Annotated in this window: 19 protein-coding genes and 1 pseudogene; 5 read left to right on the forward strand and 15 right to left on the reverse strand. The window is 64.7% G+C overall.

Features of this window, described 5'->3' with window-relative positions; genetic code table 11:
* Positions 1-19: 19 nt before the first annotated feature.
* From folK to dacB, 8 genes and pseudogenes are all read right to left on the reverse strand, one after another.
* Positions 20-847, reverse strand: a complete 828-nt coding sequence (folK, locus tag A4H34_RS00410) for a 2-amino-4-hydroxy-6-hydroxymethyldihydropteridine diphosphokinase (protein ID WP_064230693.1) — start codon at positions 845-847, stop codon at positions 20-22.
* On the reverse strand, positions 844-1,677 hold the full coding sequence (folP, locus tag A4H34_RS00415) for a dihydropteroate synthase (protein WP_064230694.1): 834 nt from the start codon (positions 1,675-1,677) through the stop codon (positions 844-846). The genes folK and folP overlap by 4 nt, the downstream gene beginning before the upstream one ends.
* 11 nt (positions 1,678-1,688) lie before the next feature.
* Positions 1,689-2,357, reverse strand: a complete 669-nt coding sequence (gene folE, locus A4H34_RS00420; protein ID WP_082903115.1) for a GTP cyclohydrolase I FolE — start codon at positions 2,355-2,357, stop codon at positions 1,689-1,691.
* Between the two features lie 937 nt (positions 2,358-3,294).
* A pseudogene (gene ftsH / locus A4H34_RS11315) lies at positions 3,295-5,106 on the reverse strand (ATP-dependent zinc metalloprotease FtsH); the annotation flags it as partial.
* Positions 5,107-5,407: 301 nt separating this feature from the next.
* Positions 5,408-5,962 (reverse strand): hypoxanthine phosphoribosyltransferase, encoded by a 555-nt coding sequence (gene hpt / locus A4H34_RS00430; RefSeq protein ID WP_082902948.1) that lies wholly within the window; start codon positions 5,960-5,962, stop codon positions 5,408-5,410.
* On the reverse strand, positions 5,949-7,004 hold the full coding sequence (tilS, locus tag A4H34_RS00435) for a tRNA lysidine(34) synthetase TilS (protein ID WP_009198503.1): 1,056 nt from the start codon (positions 7,002-7,004) through the stop codon (positions 5,949-5,951). The genes hpt and tilS overlap by 14 nt, the downstream gene beginning before the upstream one ends.
* Complete coding sequence (locus tag A4H34_RS00440) at positions 7,004-7,912, reverse strand: zinc-dependent metalloprotease (RefSeq protein WP_175407091.1); 909 nt, start codon at positions 7,910-7,912, stop codon at positions 7,004-7,006. Before A4H34_RS00440 ends, tilS begins: the two co-directional genes overlap by 1 nt.
* An 83-nt stretch (positions 7,913-7,995) precedes the next feature.
* The gene (gene dacB, locus A4H34_RS00445; protein ID WP_064230697.1) at positions 7,996-9,339 is read right to left on the reverse strand and encodes a D-alanyl-D-alanine carboxypeptidase/D-alanyl-D-alanine endopeptidase; all 1,344 of its coding nucleotides are present in this window, start codon (positions 9,337-9,339) and stop codon (positions 7,996-7,998) included.
* A gap of 75 nt (positions 9,340-9,414) precedes the next feature.
* Between dacB and A4H34_RS00450 the strand changes: the two genes are divergently transcribed.
* Positions 9,415-9,915, forward strand: a complete 501-nt coding sequence (locus tag A4H34_RS00450) for an inorganic diphosphatase (protein ID WP_040323087.1) — start codon at positions 9,415-9,417, stop codon at positions 9,913-9,915.
* A gap of 75 nt (positions 9,916-9,990) precedes the next feature.
* Here A4H34_RS00450 and A4H34_RS00455 read toward each other — a convergent pair whose 3' ends face one another.
* From A4H34_RS00455 to A4H34_RS00470, 3 genes are all read right to left on the reverse strand, one after another.
* Positions 9,991-11,184 carry an MFS transporter gene (locus A4H34_RS00455; protein WP_064231621.1) on the reverse strand — a complete coding sequence of 398 codons (1,194 nt, stop codon included), beginning with the start codon at positions 11,182-11,184 and terminating at the stop codon, positions 9,991-9,993.
* A 16-nt stretch (positions 11,185-11,200) separates the two neighbouring features.
* Positions 11,201-11,917: a TetR/AcrR family transcriptional regulator gene (locus tag A4H34_RS00460; protein ID WP_231870897.1), complete on the reverse strand. Its 717-nt coding sequence runs from the start codon at positions 11,915-11,917 to the stop codon at positions 11,201-11,203.
* Between the two features lie 581 nt (positions 11,918-12,498).
* The gene (locus A4H34_RS00470) at positions 12,499-14,286 is read right to left on the reverse strand and encodes a C40 family peptidase (protein ID WP_064230700.1); all 1,788 of its coding nucleotides are present in this window, start codon (positions 14,284-14,286) and stop codon (positions 12,499-12,501) included.
* 129 nt (positions 14,287-14,415) lie between these two features.
* Here A4H34_RS00470 and A4H34_RS00475 point away from each other — a divergent pair, with 129 nt between their 5' ends.
* From A4H34_RS00475 to A4H34_RS00490, 4 genes are all read left to right on the forward strand, one after another.
* Complete coding sequence (locus tag A4H34_RS00475; protein WP_064230701.1) at positions 14,416-14,634, forward strand: hypothetical protein; 219 nt, start codon at positions 14,416-14,418, stop codon at positions 14,632-14,634.
* Between the two features lie 247 nt (positions 14,635-14,881).
* Complete coding sequence (locus tag A4H34_RS00480; RefSeq protein ID WP_009198493.1) at positions 14,882-16,168, forward strand: O-acetylhomoserine aminocarboxypropyltransferase/cysteine synthase family protein; 1,287 nt, start codon at positions 14,882-14,884, stop codon at positions 16,166-16,168.
* A 194-nt stretch (positions 16,169-16,362) separates the two neighbouring features.
* Positions 16,363-17,598 (forward strand): homoserine O-acetyltransferase MetX, encoded by a 1,236-nt coding sequence (gene metX / locus A4H34_RS00485; protein ID WP_064231622.1) that lies wholly within the window; start codon positions 16,363-16,365, stop codon positions 17,596-17,598.
* A gap of 336 nt (positions 17,599-17,934) precedes the next feature.
* Positions 17,935-19,311, forward strand: coding sequence for an alpha/beta hydrolase (locus A4H34_RS00490; protein ID WP_064230702.1), 1,377 nt, complete (start codon positions 17,935-17,937; stop codon positions 19,309-19,311).
* A gap of 606 nt (positions 19,312-19,917) precedes the next feature.
* Here the strand turns inward: A4H34_RS00490 and A4H34_RS00495 are convergent.
* The 4 genes from A4H34_RS00495 to A4H34_RS00510 all read right to left on the reverse strand — a co-directional run bounded on the left by A4H34_RS00495 (position 19,918) and on the right by A4H34_RS00510 (position 25,334).
* Entirely contained in the window at positions 19,918-21,006 is a 1,089-nt protein-coding gene (locus A4H34_RS00495; protein WP_231870899.1) for an RCC1 domain-containing protein, read from the reverse strand.
* Positions 21,007-21,374: 368 nt separating this feature from the next.
* Positions 21,375-22,262 (reverse strand): RCC1 domain-containing protein, encoded by an 888-nt coding sequence (locus A4H34_RS00500; RefSeq protein ID WP_064230704.1) that lies wholly within the window; start codon positions 22,260-22,262, stop codon positions 21,375-21,377.
* 232 nt (positions 22,263-22,494) lie between these two features.
* Positions 22,495-24,996: a hypothetical protein gene (locus A4H34_RS00505; protein ID WP_064230705.1), complete on the reverse strand. Its 2,502-nt coding sequence runs from the start codon at positions 24,994-24,996 to the stop codon at positions 22,495-22,497.
* Positions 24,993-25,334 carry a hypothetical protein gene (locus A4H34_RS00510; protein ID WP_064230706.1) on the reverse strand — a complete coding sequence of 114 codons (342 nt, stop codon included), beginning with the start codon at positions 25,332-25,334 and terminating at the stop codon, positions 24,993-24,995. The genes A4H34_RS00505 and A4H34_RS00510 overlap by 4 nt, the downstream gene beginning before the upstream one ends.
* Positions 25,335-25,487: the final 153 nt, after the last annotated feature.

The following is a 25,487-nucleotide window of genomic DNA, read 5'->3' on the forward strand; positions in this document are numbered from 1 at the left end:
CGCCCCGGCGGTCAGGCCGTCAACGCCGCAGCTTCTCAATGAGGCTGGCTATCGGCACGCCGTCTAACGTCGCCTCGGGCTCTATCTGCGCCCACGGCTCGAGGACGAACAGGCGCTCGCCCGCGCGAGGATGAGGAAGAGTCAACCTGGGATTGACGCTTGCGACGCCCTCGACGTCGACGATGTCAAGGTCGATTGTCCGCGGCCCCCATCGCCGCTCGCGCACCCTGCCGCCGCGAACCTCGATCCGTTGGAGCTCGGCCAGCAGGGCCAGCGGCGACATCGCCGTGGTCACCGTGGCCACAGCGTTAGTGTATCGCGGCTGCGGCTCCTGTCCCGGTGCGAGCAGGGGGTCTGTGGACAAGTAATCGGAAACCGCGGTCAGGTGCAGGTCGAGGGCGCCGAGCGCCTCAACGGCGGCGTCGAGATGGGCGCGTCCGTCCCCCAGATTCGACCCCAGTGCGAGGACGGCGCGGCGTATCGTCCCGCCGTCCACAAGGGGGCCGTTTCGGCGAACTGTCACAGAGACGTCGGAGAACGGCACGCCGACGGGGGCTTCCGGCTTGTGGACGGTGACGGCGGCTCTGAGGGCTCCGCGCGCAAGCACGCGCTCGGCGATGCGGTCCGCGAGGGTTTCGACGAGATCAGCGCTTTCGCCCTCGACGACGGCCAGGGCGTCGGCTGCGACGTCGGCGTAGGAAACCGTGCATTCGATCGAGTCGGCGGCGGCGGGCTCGACCTCCATTTCGACGTCGACGACGAACGGCTGCGCACGCAGCTTTTCCTCGGCGAGCACTCCGTGCGCGCCGTACCCTCTCACTCCCTCGATGCGAATCGTGTCGGTCACGGGTAGGCGCCCGCCGTGCGCAAACGCGCGACCGTTTCGACGGCCGCCCTGGATGCCGCGACTTCGTGGACCCGCACGCCCCACACGCCAAGCTCGGCGAAGTAGGCGGTGAGGGCCGCCGTCGCGTCGTCGCGCTGGGCGGGGCCGGAGCGGCCGTTGTGGATCTCGGCCAGGAAACGCTTGCGGGAGACCCCTACGAGGACCGGCATGCCGAGCTCCATGATCGGCGCCATGTTGGCGGCGAGGTCCCAATCGTCGTTCCCGACCTTGGCGAAGCCGAAGCCCGGGTCGACGACGATCTGCGAAGCATCGACCCCGGACGAGACGGCCCTGGCGACGGAGGCGGTCAGCTCGTCGGCGACCTCGGCCCCGATGTCGCCGTAGTTCGCCAAGGAGTTCATGGTGCGGGCGTTCCCCCTGCCGTGCTGGAGGATGTACAGGCAACTGCTTGACGCGACGGCGCTGAACATGTTCGGGTCGCCGGCGCCTCCGGTCACGTCGTTGACGATCTCGGCCCCGGCGTCGATGGCCCGGCGCGCAGTGTCCGCATGATACGTGTCGACGGACACCACGATGTCCGTCTTTCCCAGAGCCGCCACAACCGCGCCGATGCGGTTCCATTCTTCGCGGGCGGAAAGGGCCGTAGCGCCCGGACGCGTGGACTCGCCTCCGACGTCGACGATGTCCGCGCCTTGGCGCACCATGCGGTAAGCCCTCTCGACGGCGACGTCGGTGTCGACGTAAAGGCCGCCGTCGGAGAAAGAATCGGGCGTGACGTTGAGGATGCCCATGACGAGGGAACGGTCCGTGGGCAGCGTTGCTGGCAACATGTTGGCTCTCCTTACCCTTGGATGAGGCTCAGGGCCTCGCTGCGGGTTGCCTGGTTGCGGAGAACTCCGCGCACTGCCGATGTTACAGTACGCGAGCCGGGTTTGTTCACCCCGCGCATCGACATGCACATGTGCTCCGCTTCAATGACGACGAGCACTCCCCTTGCCCCGAGGCGGCTTTCCAGTGCCTCTGCCACCTGGGTGGCAATCCGCTCTTGCACCTGGGGCCTGCGGGCGTACCCGTCTACGAGCCTCGCGATCTTCGACAGGCCGGTCACTTTGCCGTCGGCGTTCGGGATGTACGCGACGTGGGCATGTCCGTGGAACGGCAGCAGGTGGTGTTCGCACGTCGAATAGAAGGGGATGTCCTTGACGATGATCATCTCCTGATGCCCGATGTCGAACTTCGCCTCGAGTGCGTCGGCGGGGTCCTGGCGCAATCCCGAGAAAATCTCCTTGAAGGATCGGGCCATGCGCGCCGGGGTGTCGACGAGCCCGTCGCGCTCGGGGTTCTCCCCGACGGCGCGAAGCAGCGCGCGAATCGCCTCCTCGACCGCGGCCTCGTCGTAGCCGCCGTTCGCGCGAGCGGAGCCTTCGCGGTCCTTTTGCCCCCGCTCCGCGCGGTCCGCAGAGCTCCGGCCCTTGCCTCTCTCCGGCGCCGGGGACTTGCCCTCAGCCATCGTTCGGCTCAGCCTTCCCGCTCGGGCCGGCGCCGCGGTCGGAATCGGCATCGTCTGCAGGATCCTCGGGAGACGCTCCCGAGAGCGGCCTGTCGGCGGCCGTCCGCGAATGCCCTGAGCGGGGCTCGAGCGGGCTGGGAGCCGAAAGAGGATCGCCGGGCGCCGAAAGAAGATCGGGCGACGCGGATGACGAGAGCGGGCTCGGACCGGACAGCGGATCGACCTTGGGCAGCCGGTCCGTCGCGGACAACGGATCGACCTTCGGCAGCTGGTCGGTCGCCGACAGAGGATCGACCTTCGGCAACTGGTCGGTCGCGGGCAAACCGTCCCGGGCGTCAGAGGAGCCGACCTCGTTTGCCGGATTGCTCGACGCCGGATCGCTCAGAGAATCGGGCGCCGCATCGGCCGGGGAGTCGGGCAGTTTCGGGTCGCCTGGGAGGTTCGGCGTCAAGCTGTCCAGGGGGGCGCCGGGCGCCGCGTCGGCCGAAACTTCGGGGATCGGCACGTCGCCCAAGGGATCGGGGCTTTGCGCCGAGGGAGCCGCCGGAACCGAGGGGGACAAAACCGTTCCCGGCTCGCCGACCGTCGGAGGCTTGACCGCGGCCTCCTCAGGCTTGCCGTCCCCTTCGGGGATTGCGGGAGCCCCTTCGGGGACGGCTGCAGCCGAACTGTCCGCATTCGCGGGATCGGCAAAAGCCGAACCGCCGGCGTTTGCAGCCGCAGACGGAGCGTCGGAACTGACAGGCGCAGACGGAGCGGGCGCGGCCGGGCTGGGCGCGGCCGGAGTGTCGGAATCGACGGGCGCGGCCGCATGCCTTCCCTTGACAGGCTGAGGGGAGCGGATCTCGATCGGCGGTATCTCCGTGGCCGCCAAAAGCTCAGCCGGGACCTCGAAGACATGCCACCTTTCGCGCACGGGAGCCTTGACGACGTCGGCGAAGATCTCCTTGAGCTCGGACTCGAGCACGGTCTCCTTTTCCATGAGCCGCGAGGCCAGAATGTCGAGGATTCCCCGGTTTTGCGCCAGAATCGCCCAGGCCTCGCGGTGGGCGTTCTCGACGAGCCCGCGTGCCTCGACGTCGATCGCGCTGACCATTCCGTCCGAATGGACTTCTCCGCCGCCGCCCATGGTCCGCTCGAGGGGGTCGGCGTCTTCGGCCGCGAGACGGATGATCCCGACCTCGGCGCTCATGCCGTACTCGGTGACCATGCTTCGCGCTATGCTCGTGGCCTTCTGGATGTCGTTCGACGCGCCGGTGGTCGGATCGTGGAAGACGATCTCCTCGGCGACGCGCCCGCCCATGGCGTAAGTCAGCTGATCGAGCAGGTCGTTGCGGGAGACGGAGTAGCGGTCCTCGGTGGGCAGGACCATCGTGTAGCCGAGGGCGCGCCCGCGCGGCAGGATCGTCACCTTGGTCACCGGATCGGCGTTGTGCAGAGCCGCCGCCGTCAGCGCGTGGCCAGCCTCGTGGTAGGCGGTCAACAGCTTGTCTTGGTCGTTCATCGGCCGCGAGCGCCGCTGCGGGCCGGCCATGACGCGGTCGATGGCCTCGTCGACGTCGGGCACGCCGATCGCCCGGCGCCCGAACCGGGCGGCCAGCAATGCGGCCTCGTTGAGGATGTTCTCCAGGTCCGCTCCCGTGTACCCGGGCGTGCGCCGGGCGACCATCGCCAGGTCGACGTCGGGTGCGAAAGGCTTGCCCTTGGCGTGAACCTTGAGGATGGCCTCGCGCCCCCTGAGGTCGGGGGCGTCCACGGAGATCTGGCGGTCGAATCGGCCGGGGCGCAGCAGAGCCGGGTCGAGCACGTCGGGCCGGTTCGTCGCCGCGATGAGGATGACGTTGGAGTGTGAGTCGAAGCCGTCGAGCTCGACGAGGAGCTGGTTGAGGGTCTGCTCGCGTTCGTCGTTGCCGCCGCCGATTCCCACGCCGCGGCCGCGGCCCACGGCGTCGATCTCGTCGACGAAGACTATCGCCGGCGCATTTTCCTTCGCCTTGTTGAACAGGTCGCGAACGCGCGAGGCGCCCACGCCCACGAACATTTCGACGAATTCGGAGGCCGAGATCGAATAGAAGGGCACCCCGGCCTCGCCCGCCACGGCCCTGGCCAGGAGGGTCTTGCCCGTTCCTGGAGGCCCGTAAAGGAGGACTCCGCGGGGAATTTCCGCTCCGAGCGCGTGAAAGCGTTCGGGCGCGGTGAGAAACTCGGTGATCTCCCGCAGCTCGGCGACGGCCTCGTCCTCCCCGGCGACGTCGTTGAAGGTGACGTCGGGCTTGTCCGGGTCGAGCTGCTTGCGGTCCTTGATCCTGCCGAAGGCGCCCATCCCCGATTGCATCCGAGGCAAAAGGATCATGAAGGCCACGATGATGATGAGCATCGGAACGGCCATCGTCAGGATCGAAGACCAGATCGAGGCCTGCGGGACGATCGAGTCGTATCCGAGCTTCGGCTTCGCCTGTTCGGTCAGCCTCGCAATTTGCTCGGCCTGCGGCTCGACGTAGGAAAATTGGACGCGCTTGCCGACGTCGTGGCTCTTTCCCTTCTCGTCGGTCGCCTTCGTCGGCTGCGAGAGCCACAGACGGACCTGCTGCGTCCCCTCGGTGATCTGCACCCGCTCGACCTGTTTGCCTTTGAGAAGCGAGATTCCCTCAGAAGTTTTGACGGCTGAGAAGTGCTCGCCGCCGAAGAAGAGCCACAGGCCCGAAGCGACGACGCCGACGAAGAAGAATGCGGTGAACATTCGACGCATGGACCGCTTCTTGCGATCCTTTGCGTCTTTGGGCGTTTCCTTTTGGCCGTTTTTGACGCCGTCGGCGCTCCCTCTCTCAGGGCGCGAGGCCCCCGCGCTGCGCCGTCGCGGCGCGTCCGCGTCGGTTCTCCCGCTTCCGCCGGTCGATTGCTCGGCGCGGCCGGGCTCGTCGCCGTTCGATTCGTCCGCCCGCTCTTCCGCGGATTCGGCTTCGATCTGCATCTTCTGCACGGCTGCCCTTCGGCTTCGGGGCGAAGGCGCGGGTGCGGGCACGCCTTCGTTGCGTTCTTCTTCGGTCACATTAGCCTCCATAAACGTGCGGCGCGAGCGTTCCCACGAAGGGGAGGTGGCGGTATCGCTCGGCATAGTCGAGTCCATATCCCACAACGAACTCGTTCGGAATGTCAAAACCGACGTAGTCCACGTCGATCGCGACCTTGGCAGCCTCGGGCTTGCGCAGAGTGGTCGCTATGCGCACCGATTCGGGGCCTCTGGAGAGCAAGTTGGATCTCAGCCAGGAAAGGGTGAGCCCCGAGTCGATGATGTCTTCGACGATGAGCACGTTGCGTCCCTGAATGTCGGTGTCGAGGTCCTTGAGAATGCGGACGACGCCGGACGACTTCGTCCCCGAGCCGTAGGAGGAGACGGCCATCCAGTCCATTTCCAGCGGAATGCGGATCTTCCGCGAAAGGTCGGCCATTGTCATGACGGCCCCGCGCAGCACTCCGACGAGCAGGAGGTCTCTGCCTCGATACTCCTCGTCGATTTGCGCAGCGAGCTGCGCAAGACGCGCGTCTATCTGCTCTGCGGTCAGCAGGATCTTCTCAAGGTCCCCGCCCATGTCAGCTGCTTCCACAGTTCTCCTCCCGATTCGCTGGAACTGCCCCATCGAATGTTATCCGACCTTCGTCGATTGTCACCCTCATTCCTGGAAGGTCGAGGCTCGACCTTCCGCGCCGCCGCGAAACGAGGGAATCGAGGGTGGCGATGTGCCACGAAGTGAGTTCTCCGGGCCTGGCCCCTCCGTCGATGGCGCGGCGGCGAAGGATTCTGGTGCGAAGGGCCGGGGGCAGGCCGGCCAGTTCTCGCACGGACGGCTCGGCGCCGAGCTTCGCGTCGATCTCTTCGGCGAACCCGTCGAGCGCGCTGAGGTCCTCTCGGATCATCGCGGCCGTTCGCGCGAGCGCCTCCACCACGCCGGGGCCGAGAGAGTCCTCGAGCGCCGGCATGCAGCGATGCCTGACGGCGGCCCGGCGCAAAAGGGATCCGTCGGCGGCGCGCACCGGCGAATCGACGTCGTTCGTGGGGTCCTCGACCCATTCGACGCCCTCTGACGCCAGCGCCTGGCGAAGGTCGGCGCGGCGAAGCCCCAGAAAAGGTCTGACGAGCGGGACGTCGGGGGCCCCGGGGCACGCGCCGACAGCGGGCATGCCCGCGATTGAGCGGGGCCCGGAGCCGCGGCCCAAGCCCATCAGGACTGTTTCGGCCTGATCGTCGGCGGTGTGACCGCATACGACCGCGGCCCGGCCGGGCATCGACCTGGCCGCTTCGGCCAAGGCGGCGTACCTGGCCGCGCGGGCGGCCGACTCGAGGCCGCCGCCGCCTTTCGATTCGACCCGCGCCACGCCGGCGGACTCAACGCCCATGGCTTCGAGCGCGCTGCGCACGCTCGCCGCCTCGTCGGCGGAACCCTCGCGCCATCCGTGGTCCACGGTGAGACTCGAGGCAACGATCCCCTCGCGCCGGCACACGAAAACCGCCGCCTGGGCGAGGGCCATTGAGTCGGAGCCCCCGGAGACGGCCAGAAGCACGCTCGAACCGGCGCCCACGCCGGCGGCGCCGAACGCTTCCTCCACCGCGCGCCGCGTGCGGGCGAGAGCTGGATTCGGTCCTCCCATCAGGCCCCGACGCGCTGAATCCACGCGCTGGGCGCGTCGATTTCCTCAGGGGTGGGAGCGTGGAGCGGACTCTCCCACACCTTGTTGAATCCGGCATGCCCGACGACGTCGACGACCGCGTCGACGAAGGCGGAGCCCCTGCGATACTGGGCCGCCTTGAGATCGAGGCCGAACGCCTTCGAAAGAGCGGACTTCAGCGGATTCTTAGCCGCCCGGCGCCGTTCCATCGAGGAGACGAGCCGCCGCTTGGACGGCATAAGCGAGAGGGGAACGGCGTTCATGACGAACTCCGCGTGGCCTTCGAGCAGGCTCATCATGGACATTGCCTCGGCGGCCGATCCGCTTTCGAAATCGACGTCGTCCTGCTCGAGCAGCGAACGGAGGCGGGAGACGAGGTAGTCGACGATCCACGGCGCCGCCGCGAACTGCGCGGCGTGGGTCAGCTCGTGAACCGAAATCCAGAGGGAAAGGTCGCGCCGGTCGAGCGAGTATTTCGCGGCGAAGGCCGCCGCGTTCGGGGCGACGAGCAGAAGGCGCTTCGCCAAAGGGTCATACTGGCCGAGCACTCTTGCTGCGAGCACGCTGGCCCCGAGCGCCAACTCGGCGGACCCGAAGAAATCCGCAAGCTTTCCTGTCCCTGCCGCGAGCGCGGGCCCGAGGAGGCCGCCGGCAGAATCGGCGGCGGCCTTCGCCCACCCGGCTCTGTCGACGACGAATACCGGTATCTCCTGCGCAGCGGCCGCCGCCTCGGAAAGGCCGGTGACGTCGGCGACGATCTCAGGAGCGCGGCGAGCCTGCGAGTGCAGTTGGTCCACGACCGCGCGCGCCTGGGTCGCGGACACGGACGGACCCGCGCCGGAAAGCCAGCGAGCTACGGAGCGTGACATTTCGGGGTTGATCGTCGCCATGGAGACAACCGTATCCCCCGCGATCGAGCAGGCGCCATCGCCGACCCCGCCTTTTCGCCGCCAGCGCAGCATTCCGCCGAGCCTCAGGCCCCCGCCAGGGACACGACGAAGCCGTCGATCGCATGCCTGGCGGACGTGAACGAACCGTCGGGGATCCCGTCAATCAGAATCGAGAACGTCAGCAGCCTGCCGTTCTTCGTTTCGAGGAAACCGGAAAGCGAGGCGGCATTGGACAGCGTTCCAGTCTTCGCGCGCACTTTGCCGGCCGCCGCGCTGCCGTGCATCCTGTCGTCCAGCGTGCCGTCGAGCGCGGAAACCGGGAAGCCCGACGCGATCGATTCGAGGGCGCAGCCGTAGCACGAGGCGACCTTCCCCACGATTTCGTTCAGCAGGGAGGCGCTCAGCCGGTTTTTCGGCGAAAGCCCCGAGTTGTCGTCGATGACGACGCCGGAGGCCTTCACCCCGATCTTCTTCAAATCGGCCAGCGTGGCTCGGCCGGCGCCCTCGAAGCTCGCCGGCTCGCCTGATTTGACCGCGATGAGGTGGCCCAGGATCTCCGCCGTCGTGTTGTCCGAATGCTTGAGCATGAAGTCGACGAGGTCGCGGACGGGGGCGGACTCCACGGAAGCCGCTTCCCGCGCCTGCTTCGGGGCCTGGCCGCGGGGGACGGAGCCTGAAACGGGAACCCCGCGGGCGGCCAGCTCCTTGGCGAAGGCCTGCCCCGCCTGGACGTCGGGATTCGCGGTGTAGGCCTTGCCGGAGTTGCGCGATTGGTTGACGGCCAGGGGGCGCAGCTCCATGACGAAGGATGCGTTCCCGCCTGTGACGCTGGGGTTGCGCTGGGGCCCGGAAAAGAGCGAGGAATCGACGACCACCTCGGTGACTCCGGCTTTGCGGGCGGCGTCGGCGGCCTTGTCGGCGAGCTCGCCGATTCCCGCCCTTCCGTTGACGGCCGCGGGGTTCGCTCCCCCGGCGCCGAGGAGCGCGTCGCCCCCGCCGACCAGGTAGAGCCTCTTGCCCTCGATCTTCGCCGTCGTCTTCAGCGTTGTCTCGGGCCCCAGAACCCGCAGGGCGACGGCCGCCGTCACGATTTTCATGTTCGACGCCGGCGCCCGGGGCGTGTCGGGCTCCAGCTGGGCGATCGTCTTGCCGCTGGCGGCGTCGGCCACCACGACGGAGACGTGTCCGTGCGCTTCGGGAGAGGCGGCGAGCGAGCCCAGCGCAGACGTGACCGCCGCGTTGTCTACCTTGGCGTCCTCCTTCCACGTCGGGAGCGCCTCAGGGGCGGAAGCGGAGGAAACGCTGGGATAGGGAAGCGCTTCGCTCTCTGTGGGCCGCGTGGTGAGAAAGCCCGGGGTAACATCGTATGCATCGGCAACGACGTAGCCGCCGAGGGCCACAGCCAGAGCCGTCGCGAGGACCGTCATCCGTTTCACTATGCAAGTTTCGCATGGTCCGGCGGCCATCGCACGCCGGGCGACCGACGAAGGAGTGCGCACATGATGGAATTCGATGTCACCATCGAGATCCCCAAGGGCAACCGCAACAAGTACGAACTCGACCACCACACCGGCCGCATTCGCCTCGATCGCATGCTTTTCACCTCGACGCGCTACCCGGACGACTACGGATTCATCGACGACACCCTCGGCGAGGACGGAGACCCCCTCGACGCCCTCGTGCTCCTTGACGAGCCGACTTTTCCGGGGTGCGTCATACGCTGCCGCGCGCTGGGCATGTTCCGAATGCGCGACGAGAAGGGCGGAGACGACAAGGTCCTGTGCGTTCCCGCGGGCGACCAGCGCGCCTCCTGGCGCACGGAGATCGACGACGTCTCCGAGTTCCACCGCCTGGAAATTCAGCATTTCTTCGAGGTGTACAAGGACCTCGAACCCGGAAAGTCGGTCGAGGGCGCGCATTGGGTCGGCCGCGAAGAGGCCGAGGCGGAAATCAAGGCGTCCTTCCAACGCGCCCTCGACGAGCACTACTACGACCACTGCTGAGACTTGGCGAGGCGGCGGCATGCCGACCGCCGCTGAAGCGCGGCATGCCGCCGAGGGGAAGCGCGAGGCGCGCGACTAGGCCAAATCCACCGGCTCCCGGAGCGATCGCGGGAGCCGCGCGACGGCGGCGATCCCGAGGCCTGCGAGCACCGTGGCGGCGACGGCCATCGCCGCGGCGAACCCTGCACGTTGGACGGCGAATCCGGTCAGGAGCGGACCGCCCGCCAGTCCGCCGGCGTAGGCGAGATTGTAGAGGGCGAAGGACCCGCCCAGCGTGGGCGGGACGGAACGGCTCCCCTGCTGGCTTATGAGCGTGGTCGAGGGCGTCAGGAGCAGCGCGGAGGACGCGCCGAGGAGGACCATGCCGGCGCTTGTCTGCCACATTTCGTCGGCTGCGCCGATCACCACGAGCGCCGTCGCGGCGGCGACCACGCCGCTTCCGACGAAGAGCCGAGGCGAAACCGCTGCGACGAAGCGCCCAACGATCGGATTGGCTGTGATCGAGGCGAGCACCGCAAGCCCGAAGAGCAGCCCGACGGTCAGCGAACTGGCTTTCAGGTGCACCGGCAGCACCGGCTCGACCCCGGAGAGCACGGCCGCGCCGACGACGACGGCGAGCACGATCGAGAAGGACCCCGGCACCCTCAGCACGGCGAGGGGGCCTGCGACGTCGTCGGTGACCCGGGGCGATCCTTTCACCAGTATGATCCGCATGGCGCCGTCGACGACGGCCACGGCGGCGGCGAACAAAAAGGGGGACGCGGTGCCGAAATGCTCAACGAGGAGCCCTGCCAGCGGCGGGCCGACGAGCACGCCGAGGGTGATCGTCGACAGCGCGACGCCCATTGACTGGCCGCGCTTTTCCATCGGCGTGGTCGCAGCGATGAGGCAGAGTGCGGCCACCCAGGACATGCCGCCCGCGATGCCCTGGGCAAGGCGGGCGACCATCAGCAGCCAGTAGGGGCCGCCGGTCGCGAAAAGCAGCGTCGCGGCGGCCAGGCCGCCCAGACCGATCAGCAGCGGAGTCCGAGGGCCGTGCCGGTCGACGACGCGGCCGGCGAACAAGGTGGCGACGATCATCGCCGCGGCGTAGGAGGCGAACAACACTCCCGTGGCAGCAGACCCCGCCCCGACTACTGCGGGAAGGCGCGGCAAAACCGGAACGGCCAAACCATGCACGAGCATGTCCGTGAACAGGGCGGCCGACGACACGACGAGCGCTCGCGCCGGCGTGGTTCCCCCGGTCGGGGGATCGTGTGGAACAGTCATGAGAATCAAAGTCTTTCTAGGAGAGCAACCCCCTCACCAGAGCAGCGACCGCTGCGTCGAGGCCTTGGGGCTGCGGAAGGTCTTGTGGCCGGGTCACCGCCGTAACGGTGAACCCTTGCAGCAACACGAGCGTCAGACTCGCGATCTGATCGGGCGGCAACGCGCCCGCCGGGAGCGAGGCGGAGGCGAGCAATTCGGCGATTCGCGCGTGCCAACGGTCCAACCCCGAGCTTTTCTCAGGCCATCCAGAGGCTTTCTCGCCCCATTCGGGGGTCTTCTCGCCTAACGCAAAGTTTTCCTCGGCAGAGTCGGCGTCTTTCCCGCCTGCCCCGGGGGCTTGCTCGCCAGGATTCGAGGCCTTCGCGGGAATGCGTCCGAACCCTTGCGGCGCGACGAACACGGTCGTGTAGGCCAGCGCCCTGAACATCAGGTTTTCAGAGAGCAGCTGTATATACGCGGTGAACAGGCCGGACAACCACGACGCCGCCTCGACGTCGCCGTCCGACTCCGCGAAAAGCCGTTCGCCGTATTCGGACCACCCCCACGAGAGCGCTTCGCGCAGCAACGCGCGCTTGTCGCCGAAATGGTGGTGCAGCGCGCCGCGCGTCACCCCCGCACGCTCGGAGATCGCCTCGAACGTCGCCCCCCTCCACCCCTTTTCTTCGAAAACCATCAGCGCCGCCTTGCACAGCGACAGACGCGTTCGCTTCGCGTCTTCAGCAGAACGTCTCATACATACAGGTTAACACGTATGTATGAGGGGCGCACATATGCGGCAACCTGTTTTGAGAGTCAAAGGGCCACGGGCGTCAAAAGTCGTGGCCCTCTGGACGTCCCGTGCGCGACGAGACTCCCAGGCCTCTGCCGCCACGCGTCTGCGGGCGATGCTGCGAGAACGTCGGCCGCGATGGCCAGAAACAATCCGCCGCCAGGCGTCTGCGGGCGAGGCTCCCGCACGGCCATGGACCTGGAGAACCAGAGCTCCGCCGCCAGGCGTCTGCGGGCAAGGCCCATCTGCAGCAAGATCCCTTTCCAACAAGAATGATTTGCAAAAGGGGCGGGCCGTCGGCCCGCCCCTTCGCGCGTGCTTCGCCTCCGTTGGCCGCCTCCCGCGAGGCCCGGGCCATGAGCCCCCGGCCCGCCCTCGGCATTGAATGCCGTGCCCGGCGTCGCGAGCCTTCGACGGCGCCGCCACACGCCCGCCGACCGCGCGCCAACTATGCCCATACGCGCGGCCGGCGGCCGATCTCTCCCAAACGGCAACGGGACCGGACGTTCGCGGCCGACCGTTGATTTGCGCCGGCTGTCCGCCCGTCAGCCGATGATGCGCAGGTAGACCGGGCTCCCCCACACCTTGCGCTCCTGGGTTCCCATCGAGGGATTCCAGGCGGCGATGTGCATGTTATTGCCCGTGTAAATTCCGGTGTGCCCCGGCCACCACATGAGGTCGCCAGGCTGGCGCTGCGAGGCGGGAACCACCTTGTAGCCCTTCCAGAATTGGCCGAGGTAGCCGCCCGTCCGCCGCGGAGTCTCGCGCCCGAAGTGGGCGTAGACGTAATGCGTAAAGCCGACGCAGTCCCATCCGCTTGAGGGATTCGTTCCGCCCCACACGTACCTGACTCCGGCGAATTGGCGCGCGTAGGCGACGATCTGCGCGCCGACGGCGGAGGAAGACCCGCCGCCCGCCTGGGCCTGCTTTTGCCGAGCGGCCTCAGCGGCGGCCCGCTCTTGGGCCTGCTTCTGAGCCGCAGCTTGGGCTGCCGCCCTTTGCTCCGCAGCCTTCTGAGCCGCGGCCTGCTGGGCTTGGCGCTGCGCGGCCGCTGCCTGAGCGCGGCGCTGGGCAGCTGCAGCTCGCTGCTGTTCCGCCGCCCGCTGTTGAGCGGCCTGCTTTTCCGCGGCCGCCTGCTGCGCCTGACGTTGCGCCGCGGCGGCTTGGGCCCGCCTTTGCGCTGCGGCTTGGGCCTGCCGCTGCCTTTCCGCCTCGGCGCGCTTCGAGGCTTGGCTCTGCTCTCGCGCCTCGGCCTGGGGCGCCTTTTCTCGCGCGGCGGGTGCGGCCGGCGCTTGCTCCTGCCCCGAAGGCTTTTCTGGGGCGGGAGCCTTTTCCTGCGCGGGCGTCGGCTGAGAAGCCGCTTGCGAGCCCGCAGCCTGGGAGGCAGAAGGATCGGCGGCAGTCGGCTTTTCGCCGCCTTCCGCCGCGGGGGCGGCTTGGGCCGCGCTTGAGGATTCGGCCTGTTGCGGGCCGGCCTGCTGCCCGTCGGCCTGCTGGGGCGAAGTCTGCTGGGCCGCCTCCTGGGAGGCCGCCCGCAACGCCCGCTCGTTCGCGGTCTGGACGACCCGCTGCGACTCCTGCTCGGCCTCAGCCTTGGCCGCAGCCTCCTTTTCGTCCTGCTGCCTGCGCACCAGCTCCGCCGTCGTCCCCTTTTGAGCAGCCAACTTCGAGATCAAACGATCGCGCTCCGCCGAAATGGTCCGGATCTCGGTTTCCGCATTGGAAGCCACGCGCGAAGCCTCGGCTGACGCCTCGTCGGCCTTCTGCGCCACGTCCTTCTCGGCCGCCGCCTTGTCGTCGGCCTTCTTTTGCAGCGTCGCAGCCTCAAACCGCGCGCTCTTGAAACGTTGGAGGTCTCGGTTCGTCTTGTTTGCGAGGATTCTGTAAGCACGTGCCTTTTCCCGCGCTTGCCGGTAGTCTGCCGCGCCCAGGCTGAAGCGCCCTCCTGCCACCGCCCGGGCGCCGTGCTTGTAGATCGACGTCGAGATTCCCGACAGCTGCCTGCGCGCGGCGTCGACCTGCTTGTCCGCGGAGTCTACGGCGTCCTGGGCGCCCATCGCCTCCCCGATCGACGTCGAAAGCCGCTGCTGAGCGGCAATGGACGCCGCTTCGGCCTTGGCGGCATCCACCTTGAGCCTGTTCGCCTTCACGCCTATCTGGGTCAAACGGGCCTCCGTGTTGGAGATGTCCGCCTTTGTGCGCTGCTCGGCCTCCTTCGAAGCAGCGATGTCGGCGTCGCCCCCGTCGTCGGCGCGAGCCGGAAGGACGACGGCGGCCGAAAGCGCCAACGCAATCGCCCCCGACGCGCCCTTGTACCACTTGCGAATACTCACGTATTCCTCCGGTTCCTTTGTGTCCGAGCGGAAGCCCGCCTCCCGAGCTTCTCATCACGAACATTGTTCACAATGATCACAAATATATAACATCGATCGTTCCAATAGCACATTGGTAACACTTTTCACATGAATGACACGCGGGCAATTGGACCCGACGACGCCGAAGCGGCGCTTGCCGCCGCAGCCCAGAATTGCTCGCCGCCCACTGGCCACCCACCCCGAAAACCGAAAGCCTCCCGCAACGGAAGGCCTCACAACGTCAAGATCGTCGCCTCCGCCATCTCGACCGGACGCCCTCATCTCGACCGGCTGTCCTCCAACCTGGCCCGCCGCCCTCAAGCCTGACCGACCACTTTCAGCTTGACCCGCCGCCTTCAGCTTGACCTGCCCTCCCCCGGGGCGTCTATGCTTGGTGTCATGTTCATGCGAATGCCCAACTAGCGCACGCCCTGCTCACCAGCCCGGCGCTGCGCTGCAAGCCATCCGCACACTGTCCCACGCGGGCTTGCTCGGCAGCTGAACATAAGCGAAAACTATGCGACCGTCGTCGCACTGCCGTGTCGACTTGCCCCGGAACTCAAAAGGAGCAGAAATGACCGACAAGAAATGGGGCTTCGACACCCTACAGATCCACGCGGGCCAAACCCCCGATTCCGACTACGGCTCTCGCGCCCTTCCCATTCACCAGACGACGTCCTTCGTTTTTCCCGACGCGGAAACGGCGGCCGGGCGCTTCGCTCTGACGACGCCGGGAAACATTTATACACGCATCACCAATCCCACGCAGGCGGTCCTCGAGGAAAGGCTCGCGGCCCTCGAAGGCGGTGCAGCGGCGCTCCTCGTCGCTTCGGGGCAGGCCTCAGAATTTTACACATTCCTCAACCTCGCCCAGGCAGGCGACGAGATCGTCGCGTCGCCGTCGCTGTACGGCGGCACGTACAACCTCCTGAAAGTCACCCTCGCCCAGGTCGGCATCGTCGTCAGGTTCGTCGAGAATCCGGACGACCCCGAATCGTGGCGCGCGCTCGTCAACGACCGCACCCGCGCCCTGTACGGCGAGAGCATCCCCAATCCCAAGGGCGACATCCTCGACATCGAGGCCCTTTCGGAAATTGCGCACCAGAACGGCATTCCGTTGGTCGTCGACAACACGATCGGCACGCCTTACAACGTCAGGCCCTTTGAACACGGCGCGGACATCGTGGTCGAGTCGACGACGAAATTCCTCAGCGGCCACGGCACGTCGCTCGGCGGGGCCATCATCGAGAAGGGCGACTTCGACTGGGCGAACGGCAAGTTCCCGCTGCTGTCCGAGCCGGACGAGAGTTACAACGGCCTGACATTCGCCTCCATCGGGCCCGGCGCGTTCGTCACGAGGATTCGCGCGGTGCTGCTGCGCGACACCGGCGCCGTCGTCTCCCCCTTCAACGCCTTCCTTCTGGCTCAGGGGCTGGAGACCCTTTCGCTCAGGGTGGAGCGGCATCTGTCCAACGCGAAGGCCGTCGTCGAATTCCTGGACAGGCACGAGGGCGTCGAATCCGTCCGCCATTCCAGCCTCGTCTCCTCGCCTTACTACGAGCTCGCGCAAAAATACGCGCCGAGGGGCGCGGGATCGGTTTTCACCTTCGAAATCAAAGGCGGCGCCGACGCCGGAAAGCGCTTCATCGAGGCGCTCAAGCTGTTTTCCAATGTGGCGAACGTCGGGGACGTGCGCTCGCTGGCGATTCATCCGGCTTCGACCACTCACTCGCAGATGACCGAGGAGGAGCTGCTGGCGGCTGGAATCACCTCGGGGACGGTTCGCCTCTCGATCGGCATCGAATCGATCGAGGACATCCTGGCCGACCTCGATCAGGCGATCGCGGCGGCGACGGCCTGAGCACAGCGATGTCACGACCGATCGCCAACCGCCAGGCCGACCGCCCGCTTCAGGCCGACCGCCCGCTTCAGGCCGACGGGCGCAAGTCGGCCCATCGCCGATCGTCGGCCCGGCCGTCGATCTTCGGCCAACCGGCGTCCGTCGGCCCATCGCGGGCCGCGGGCCGAGGCGCCCCCACAAACGGAAGCCAGCAGATGCCAATTAACTTGCCGAATTTCCTGGTCGGGCACCCGCCGCTCGACCACGTCACCGACGCCGAACCCATCGGAGACTTTGACACCGGCTATTATCCGCGCCCGCGCCTGACGATTCCGGTCACCGGAGCGTGGCGCGAGGGGGACGACCCGGGCGAGCGCCAGTTTGCCGACATCGGCCCCGTCGAGCTGGAGCTAGGCGGGCGGCTGCCGAACGTGCGCATGGCCTACGAAACGTGGGGGAAGCTGAACGAGGACGCCTCCAACGCCATCCTCCTGTGCCACGCTCTGACGGGGGATTCGCACGCGACGAGCCGCGACGGGAAGTCGGGGTGGTGGAAGGACATCGTCGGACCCGGCCTCGCCATCGACACCGACCGGTACTTCGTGGTGTGCCCCAACGTTCTGGGCGGATGCCAGGGAACCACCGGCCCGGCCGACCTGGCGCCCGACGGCAGACCCTGGGGGCCCCGATTCCCCGAGGCGACAATCCGCGACATGTGCGCGGCGGAGGCGAAACTCGCCGACCTGCTCGGGGTCGAACGCTGGGCGCTGGTCGCCGGCGCCAGCTTCGGGGGGAATCGGACGATGGAGTGGGCGGCGTCGTTCCCGGAAAGGGTTGGGGCAATCGCCGTGCTCGTTTCGGGGCCGGCTTCCACGGCCGAGCAGGTGGCCTTCGCGCATTTCCAGCTCAAGGCCGTTCAGGGCGATCCAAAATGGCGGGGAGGAAACTATTACGACGCGCCAGAGGGCGACGGCCCCGCCTTCGGCCTCGGATTCGCGCGGGAAATCGCCCACCTGACCTATCGCTGCGCACCCGAGCTCGATACGCGTTTCAGCCGCAACGCCCAGGAGGGCGAGGATCCCCTTCACGGCGGGCGCTACGCCGTCGAGAGCTACCTCGATTACCACGCCTATAAGCTGGCCATGCGTTTTGACGCCAATTCCTACCTCGTCATCACGCGTTCGTTCATGACGCATGACATCGGGCGGGGCCGCAGCGGCGTGGACAAGGTGCTCGAAAATATGACGATTCCTGCTCTCGTCGTAGAGGTCGACTCCGATCGGCTTTTCTATCCCAAGGACATGCGGATGCTGGCGGCCGCCCTGCCCGGCTGCAAGGGCGTGGCAACCGTCCATTCGCGCCACGGCCACGACGGATTCCTCATCGAAAACGACCAGGTCACGGCGATTTTGAGGGAATTTCTGGGCGAGCTCGACGAGGGTCGGGTTTAGCCCGGCCGTCCAAGCGCCAATGCGCGGGCCGATGCGCCTTCCAAGGCGTCGACGACGCGCTAGAAGTTCGACGACGACGATAGAACATGGCGGCGATTCCAGAGCTGTTGTCCGCGCCTAAGGCCTGCCACCGCCCGTCTAGAGGTCCGATCTAGAGCTGTTGTCCGCCTAAGGCCTGCCACCGCCCGTCTAGAGGTCCGATCTAGAGCTGCTTGCCCGCCCGTCTAGAGGTCTCCTGCCGATCTAGGGCTGCTGCCCGAGCGTCTAGATCTGTTGCTCGCCCGTCTAGGGCTGCTTGCCCGAGCAAGCCAGGGCGGTGCGTGGCAGGATATAGCCATGGCAGAAAGATGGGAGCCGGATTTCCTGGGGCCTGGTTTCTTCGCTCGAACGTTCTCCCTTCCCGACGACGACGAGGGCGCCGTCGTCACGACCGTCGTGCGCTATCGGCCCGAAGCGTCCAATTTCGACGCAGGCAAAGCGCACCATGCGCGCGCCGGCGTCGCCCAGTATTCATCAAAGAAGACCGCCAATCCCGGCGTTGCTCAGCAACCAGGAGAGAACGCCGATCTCAGCGTTGCAGCGCATTCACCGGAGAAGACCGCCGCCCCTGACGCTGCACAGCAACCAGGAGAGAACGCCGGCCCCGGCTTCGAGCAGGAGCGCAGCGCAGAGCGGAAACGCGCCGTCGAAAGAGAACCCGATGCAGAACAGAAACGCATCGCCCAGCCGAAACGCGGCGCCGAGAGGGGACGCGACGCCGAAATAGAGCGCAGCCCCGAGCCGGAGGGCTGGAAGGCCAATCCTCGAAACCCGGCGTTCGCGTTTCTCGCCGTCCATGGGTGGAACGACTATTTTTACCAGACTGAGCTGGCGCGTTATGTCGATTCGATCGGCGGCGCGTTTTACGCGGTGGATCTGCGAAAGTTTGGCCGTTCGCTTCGAGAGGGGCAGACATTTGGCTACATTCGCAATTTCGACGAGTACGACGACGAGCTTCACATCTGCCACGACCTCATATACGAGGAGCTCGGGCCGAAAATTCCACTGGTCCTCTACGGCCATTCGACGGGCGGATTGGCTTGCGCACTCTGGGCTGACCGGCATCCCGGAGCGGCGGATGGGCTCGTCTTGAATTCGCCGTGGCTGGAGTACCACGGTTCCACAGGGATGCGGCAGGCGGGAGCCCCCGTCATCGAAGTTCTTGCCCGCACGTCCCCGACGGTTGTTTTGCCGACGGCCGAAGACGACTTCTACCAGCGGGCCCTCACGGCTTGGCGGCCTGATCCCGATGCCGAGGCTGTTCCCGGGCATGAGGGGTCGGACGACCCGTTTTGGACAACGGGATGGAATCCGAATCCCGAGTTTCGCACCGGATCGGGCGCGCCCGTGCGGCCGGGCTGGCTGTCGGCCGTTCTCAACGGCCATGCGCGCGTAGCCGCCGGCCTCGACGTCGGATGCCCGATCCTCGTCTTGACGTCCGCGCGATCGCTGACCGGAAACGCCTGGAGCGAGGATTTCCGGGCGGTCGACTCGGTGCTTGACGTCAAACAGATCTGGAAACGCGTGCCTGAGCTGGGGAGCCACACGACGCTCGTCAAGCTCGACGACGCCGTCCACGACGTCACTTTTTCCCGACGCGAGGTGCGGGAGCGGGCCTTCGAGGAAATTGGGCGATTTTTGAGGGCTTATGTGACGGACCCGGCGCGTATGTGACCCGCCTCCAGCTCAATCCGTCCCCGGCGTACAGTTCGGGACACCCGGCGCGCATGCGACCCGCTGCCGTTTCGACAATTGCCATCCTGATTCTCACTGCCCGCGGGGACAAGGTGTGAAGAGGAAAGTGCGCCCAGAGGGGTTGAACTGATTCTCACTGCCCGCGGGGAACAATGTGGCCAATCGCAATTCGGACGTGAATAAGGATGTCATGCTCTCTGCCCGCACGGAATAAGGAATGATTGACGAGATCCGAGTCCAGGAGGCGCACGCGATCCCTCCCAGCGCGTGTGATCCCCGCCAACGCGCGTGAGAAACGAAATCGCGTAACCGCCCTCCCTGTCAACACCCATGATCTCTGCCAGCGCGCGTGGTACAAACAGAGCAACGGCGGCCCGCATCCGGCAAGCCTGATGTGCATGCGACAAGGCTTTCCAAGGACTTCCTTCCAGCTCTTGTCGCACGGCGCGAGGAGACGCCACCTGCCACGAGACGACGTTGCTCGGCGCGAGAGGAACCTCATTTCGCGTGAGACGATGTCGCTCGGCGCGAGAAGACCTTATTTCGTGTGAGACGACGTCGCCGAACACGAGGGAAAATGGAGCTTCAGTATTGTGCTATTTGGACGGTTTGTTTGTGGGTGTTGAGGCAGTAGGCGGCTCCGGTGGCGGTGACCCAGCAGTCGATGCCGTGGGGGTGGCCGGAGATGGCGACGACACGTCCGCGGGCGTCCAGGGCCGTGAGCACAGCCGGGACGGTTCCGGTGGCCGGGTTGTAGGGGCCGGGCTCGACGTAGACAAGCCGGCCGGCCGCGGTCAGGGCGATCTTTCCCGACATGTCCGTGATGTTCGTGCTCGTGGCCAGGCGGACCGGGCCGGGGGCGTAGGCGCCGCCGGGGGCGCGGATGCCTCCCCAGCAATAGACCGAGGAGTCGTCCAGGGCCGCGCAGGATGTGGCGGTGCGCCGGTCGAAGAGTTTGACCGCCGGGCGCGGCAGGGGCACTGTCACCACCGAGTGGGGCGCGTGGCGGCCGATGTCGGCCGCCACGCCGAGTTCGCCGCGGCGGTTGGTTCCCCAGCAGTAGACCGATCCGGATGCGCCTCGGGCGCAGCTCGACCCTTCGGAGGCGGTGACCGTGTCGGCCTTTTCGGGCAAGGCCACCGCAGTCGAGTCCTCGGGGTAGACGTCGCCGGGCGGAGAGCCGACCTCCCCGGTGCTCTGGGCGTAGGAGTTGCCCGCCCAACACCGTGCCTGCCCCTCGACAACCGCACACAAATGATCCCCCGCACCGGCAACGTCTGTCACTGCCTCCGGCAAGAAAGTATTAGACAAGTACTCGTAACGGACGTTCCTGCCGAGCTGTCGCCTGTCGTTGAAGCCGCCGCACTTGAGAGCGTCCACCATGTTGGTTGTGCAGACGTTGTAGCCTGTGTGAATGACGTTTTCTACTCGTCTGCTTAAAGGAATCGAGGGGAGGTAGTTGCCCCACCTTTTTCGTTGGCCTTTTGTAAGGACAGGGCGAAAGCAGTATATGTCTTGGTTCTTGGTTTTCAGACATAGTTGATACTTGCCCACGGACACGGAGGCGAAGTCGCTTCGGTACGTGTTCAAACGGTCGGCTTCGGGCGCGACGCTTCTGGTCAAGGACACCGCGAGACAGACGACGAGTCCAAACGCTCCAAGGAAGCGCTTCACGAAAAACACGCTACCACCGGATCGCCCGCCGGACGCGTGGGGTTCGAAGATCTTCGCTGCCAATCGCCTCGTTGCCATCGATCAGTCCCCTCGCCCCTGTCGGCCAGTCGTCTCGAAGAAGTCGGCTCATCTTGAAACAGTCGCCCGTCAAAGCTTGGCCGGGCAAGGCACGGCCCCTCCCCCATCCTCGTGCAGGGCGTCGAAGAGACCAAGTTGCCTGCCCGCCGTCTCCGTCGCCCGCACTCTTCCTTGTGCAGGGCATGGAGGCGCCGTTGGTTGCGCACGGAACTGTCGCACCCGTTACCGCATCAAGCTGCGGCCTGGTCTTAGCAAACCGCAGTCCGGCCTTCTTCGACACGCGCCTTTCCTTAGTATTGTCCGATTTGGGTGGTGCGTCCGCGCCCGTCGCGGCAGTAGGCCGCCCCAGAGACAAGGACCCAACACTGGAGGCTTCTGTAGGAGCCCGAGTAGCTTTTGACTTTCCCGAAAGTGTCGATGGGCGTGAGCCTGGTTTTGATGAAACCGTCGCGAGGATCAAAGGGCCGAAAGTCAATGAAGACGAGTTTTCCGTCGGAGGTCATCCCCATCTGCCCTGAGATTTCTTGTAGTCTGGTCGAGACTTTCAAGGCAACGGGCCCGGTCGGGATCGGCTTCCTGGAACCTTCAAGGTTGCCCCAGCAGTGGATCGAGGCGTCCGCCAAAAGCGCACACGTCATTCCGCCTCGCTCATCGAGTAGTTTGACGGCGGGTTGGGGCAAGGGAACCTTTGCCACGCTCTGTCCCGATTCGACATCGATCCCGTCGGGGACGCCGACCTCGCCGAACCGATTCTTTCCCCAACAGTAGACCGACCCGCTGTCTCCACGCGCACACGTAGTCTCGTTGGAGGCGTGGACCTGCTTGATGCCCTCGGGCAGATTGACCCGCACAGTAGCCTTCAGCCCATACCGATAGTGCACATGCAGCTCGGGCTCACGCCCGACGCCGCTTGCCTGCCCATAGGCGTCGTTCCCCCAACAATGGACCGATCCGTCCACGATCGCGCAGCCATGGCGACGCCCGACGGCGATCGAGGACGCCGGACCGGGCAAAGCAATCGTCGTCGGCTGGTGGAAGTAACTGATGTCAAAATTAGGGGAAATTTGCCCCATATCGTTGGGGCCGAGGCAACGAACGTCGCCCTTCCTGCCCAGAAAACACAGATTGTCCGTGTCTCGTTTGAGCGACGTGACGTCGCCGACATGATCGACGCTCAAAAGAACAGGATCTTCATCTCGTTCGTCCGGAGGCGTCGACGCGTAGTCAAGCTGAAAACAGCGAAGAGCCCCGCCCGAAGTCACAGTGCAAACAGACTGATCGTCCGACACTATCTGACCAAAATCAGTCCGATAGCTTCTAGGAGACGAACACCCCCAGACCACAACCAGCAACGACACCAAGAAAGCCTGCAGTGACTTGTAACGAATAGTGAACGGTTTCGGAGACACTTCACGGCCTCCAGCTTAGAAGGAACCGGTTGTATTGTTGGACTCTTAAACGGTCTCCCTCAAATTTTCCAGTGTTTGGATCGATTTTTATCAACCAATTCCCGTTTCGGTCCATAAAGCGTGAGTCTTCATCATCTATTCCGTTATTAAACGCATTTAATTCATTTTGCCACCCAGAAACATTATTAACTATCACATGACTGAGCATGCGCCTACTGATTGTTGAAACATCAGCTGAAGTGTTAGCGTTATCTGCGTTATGTTCTTGATACACGTTTTTTACGTGATCATTGAATTCAACGGAAGGTCGCAAAGCGTAGCCGGTGCTAATAACCTCGCCGATAACAGGAATGTGGCCTACTTTTTGGACCAACACAGACATTGCATTCGCCGTGGTCGCCTCCTTGCGGTCTAGTTCCCCCGCTTGTGCCGCGTCGGAGGCGAGACCTCCACCTTTGATAGCCGAGAACATACTTTGATATTTATCACACGTCTCTTTTATGTCTTGACGAATATTGGCCGAATCTGCGTGCGATACCGTTGCCGCTCTACCGTATATATCTTTTAAATCCGATTCTAGATTCGCCTCTAGTGACTCGGTTAGCGTCTTCATTGAGGATTTACTAGCTCCGATGTCCTTGAAAAAATCGGATTTTCCCTCGAATAGCGCTGTCGTTCCCGCTTTGGTCAAAGACAGGCTGTATTCTCCGTTTTGTTGGTTTCCATGGGGCGCACCCGGAACGCCGGTGTAGCCTTTCAGCTCGCTAGCAAGATCTTTAGAATACTCCTTCAGGATATCGCCCGCTTTTTCCCTCAGTTCAACGTTGCCGTACCCAAAGGCGTCTTGTCCCTTGAAAGTCGCATCTGAGCGTTTTAAACCATCCGTATATCCTTGCAAGTAATCCCGGGCAACGAGGGAGGACTCTTTATGGGTCTTATCGGAGCTCACTTCATCTAACAGATTTGCAAGCGTTTTGCCGCGATCAACATAGAGGGCCTCAGTGGTTCCTGGCAGGGGAACGAAGTGACGATTTCCAACAAGGTAACGCGTCATGCTTATAGGGTACTTGACAGGTCGTTTTTCATCGCCAGATTCAGCTATTTCGTACGGACCATTGCTGGCAAGAAAAGTCCTGGCCGCATCTGGATTGCCGTCCATCGCAACAAGCATATTATGCACGGGATCCCATGTTGTTGTTTTAGGCGTATAGATGTCTGAATGATAGTTATTTGCCTCTTGCGGATTCTCATAATCCCATTTGACGATATCGCGGCCTATTGCGTGGGGACCATTTAGGAAAGGATCGCCTAAGGCTAGTTCACTGTGAGTCTGCGCAGAATTCGCTATCGCCCCAGAGATGAGCATGTATCCCGATGCGCCCGCGTTATCTAGATTCGCGCCGCCAATCCAGCGCTTGTTTCCTGCTTTCTTGAGGTCATCAAGGTATTTATCCCGACTTTCATCGATCAATGTTCCGTCGGAACTCGTTAAGTACTTCGCTCCCGAATTCCAGGAATTCCATACGCTGCTTTCCTCTTCACTCAAGCCTTTGCGGATGCCGCCTGTGCCAAGGATGATTGCGGAACCGATGCTTGTTCGCGTGGCCTGAACCGTCTCCTGCGGGAAAGCCCCGTGGCTTCCATCTAGCTGGGAGACAAGTTTGATTGCGTTGTTGGCGCCGAACCTCCAAGCGAAGGCATTGGCGAAAAATGGGTCCTTCGCCATTCGTTCGCCGTATGCGGCATTGAAAGAGTCGAGATCCTTCTGGCTGATGTTGCCTTTCAGCTTGCCGTCTTTCGTCAGAAACACCTTGGCCGCCTTGTCGGCGTCCGCTCTGGCGTCCTCCCAACGCGCTTGAGCCGCCAAAACGCCTCCGCTTCCTCCAAAGAGCTCGACTCCCAGGTTGTTGCGGTCAATCGACCCGCTGCCCTCGCCGGCAACCCGCGACTTGGGCGCGAAAGACTCAGCAAGGCCGAAGATAGAATCGCCTGTGCTCTTGGCTAGCTCATTGAGAGAACGGACGGCGGCCTCGTACTTGGCTTTCGCCTCTTTCTGCGTCTTTTCACAAGCCTCGTCCGCCTTGGCTCTGTCTTTTTCGTATTCGTCGTCGTCCCCCGGATACAATCCCGCCTTCAATTGAATCGCCAACTCGGCGATCCTGCGAAGATGAACCGTCCTGGCCTCGTCCCAATCATGCTGGAGTCCAGTAATGGCGCTACGGGTTTTGGCATGTTCTTGCACATATTTGTCCAGAAGAGCAGGAATCTTCGGATGCAGATCAATGGCCTTCTGGATCGCCTTTTGTAAGAAAGTGGCCTGACCCTGATGGGCGGTAGCCGCGAGCCCTGTCCATCCTTCGACCTCGCCGCCGACGGCGATGACCTGGGTGTCTTGCATCGCTGCGCCGGCATTGGCGATGCCTTTGCCCAGCTGCAGAATGCCCTCGCCAGAGTCCTTCAGATTGGGCAATGCCTCCTCGCCGGGAACGTCGCTCCACGTCATTTGCCCGTATCCTTCCCGATTGAGCCGCGCATGAAATCGAAGTCTCGAACGGCCTTGTGCTCAGCCTGATCGTAGTTTGCCGTCGCTTCCTTCACACCAGAGCCGAGAGTCGCGCACGCGTCGGAAAACTCGAGGCAGCCCGCTCTCATCAGTTTGACGAAATGCAAGCATGCTTTGAACAAGTGCTCCGAATCCTCAAGGACGGGGTCTTTGACGACGTCGCATTCGCCCTCCAATTCGGCGTAGCCAAAGCCGATGCTGATGAACGTCTCAGAATCCGTCCAATGTCCCTTTGCCGTGATTCCCGCCCTGTCGCGGTCAAAGCTGAGGTCGCTCATGCGCGCGCCTTCCTTCCAGGAGCTTAACGTGACATCCAAACCCTAGCACGGCGGTAACGCTTCCGCAGGCTGTTTCAGTATACGGGCTGCAATATGGCTCACAGACCGCGCCTCGACGCCGATGCCCCGCGGCTGCTCGTTGCATGATTCCTC

Origin of the sequence: Peptidiphaga gingivicola, assembly GCF_001652275.1 — a bacterium.
Lineage (GTDB): Bacteria > Actinomycetota > Actinomycetes > Actinomycetales > Actinomycetaceae > Peptidiphaga > Peptidiphaga gingivicola.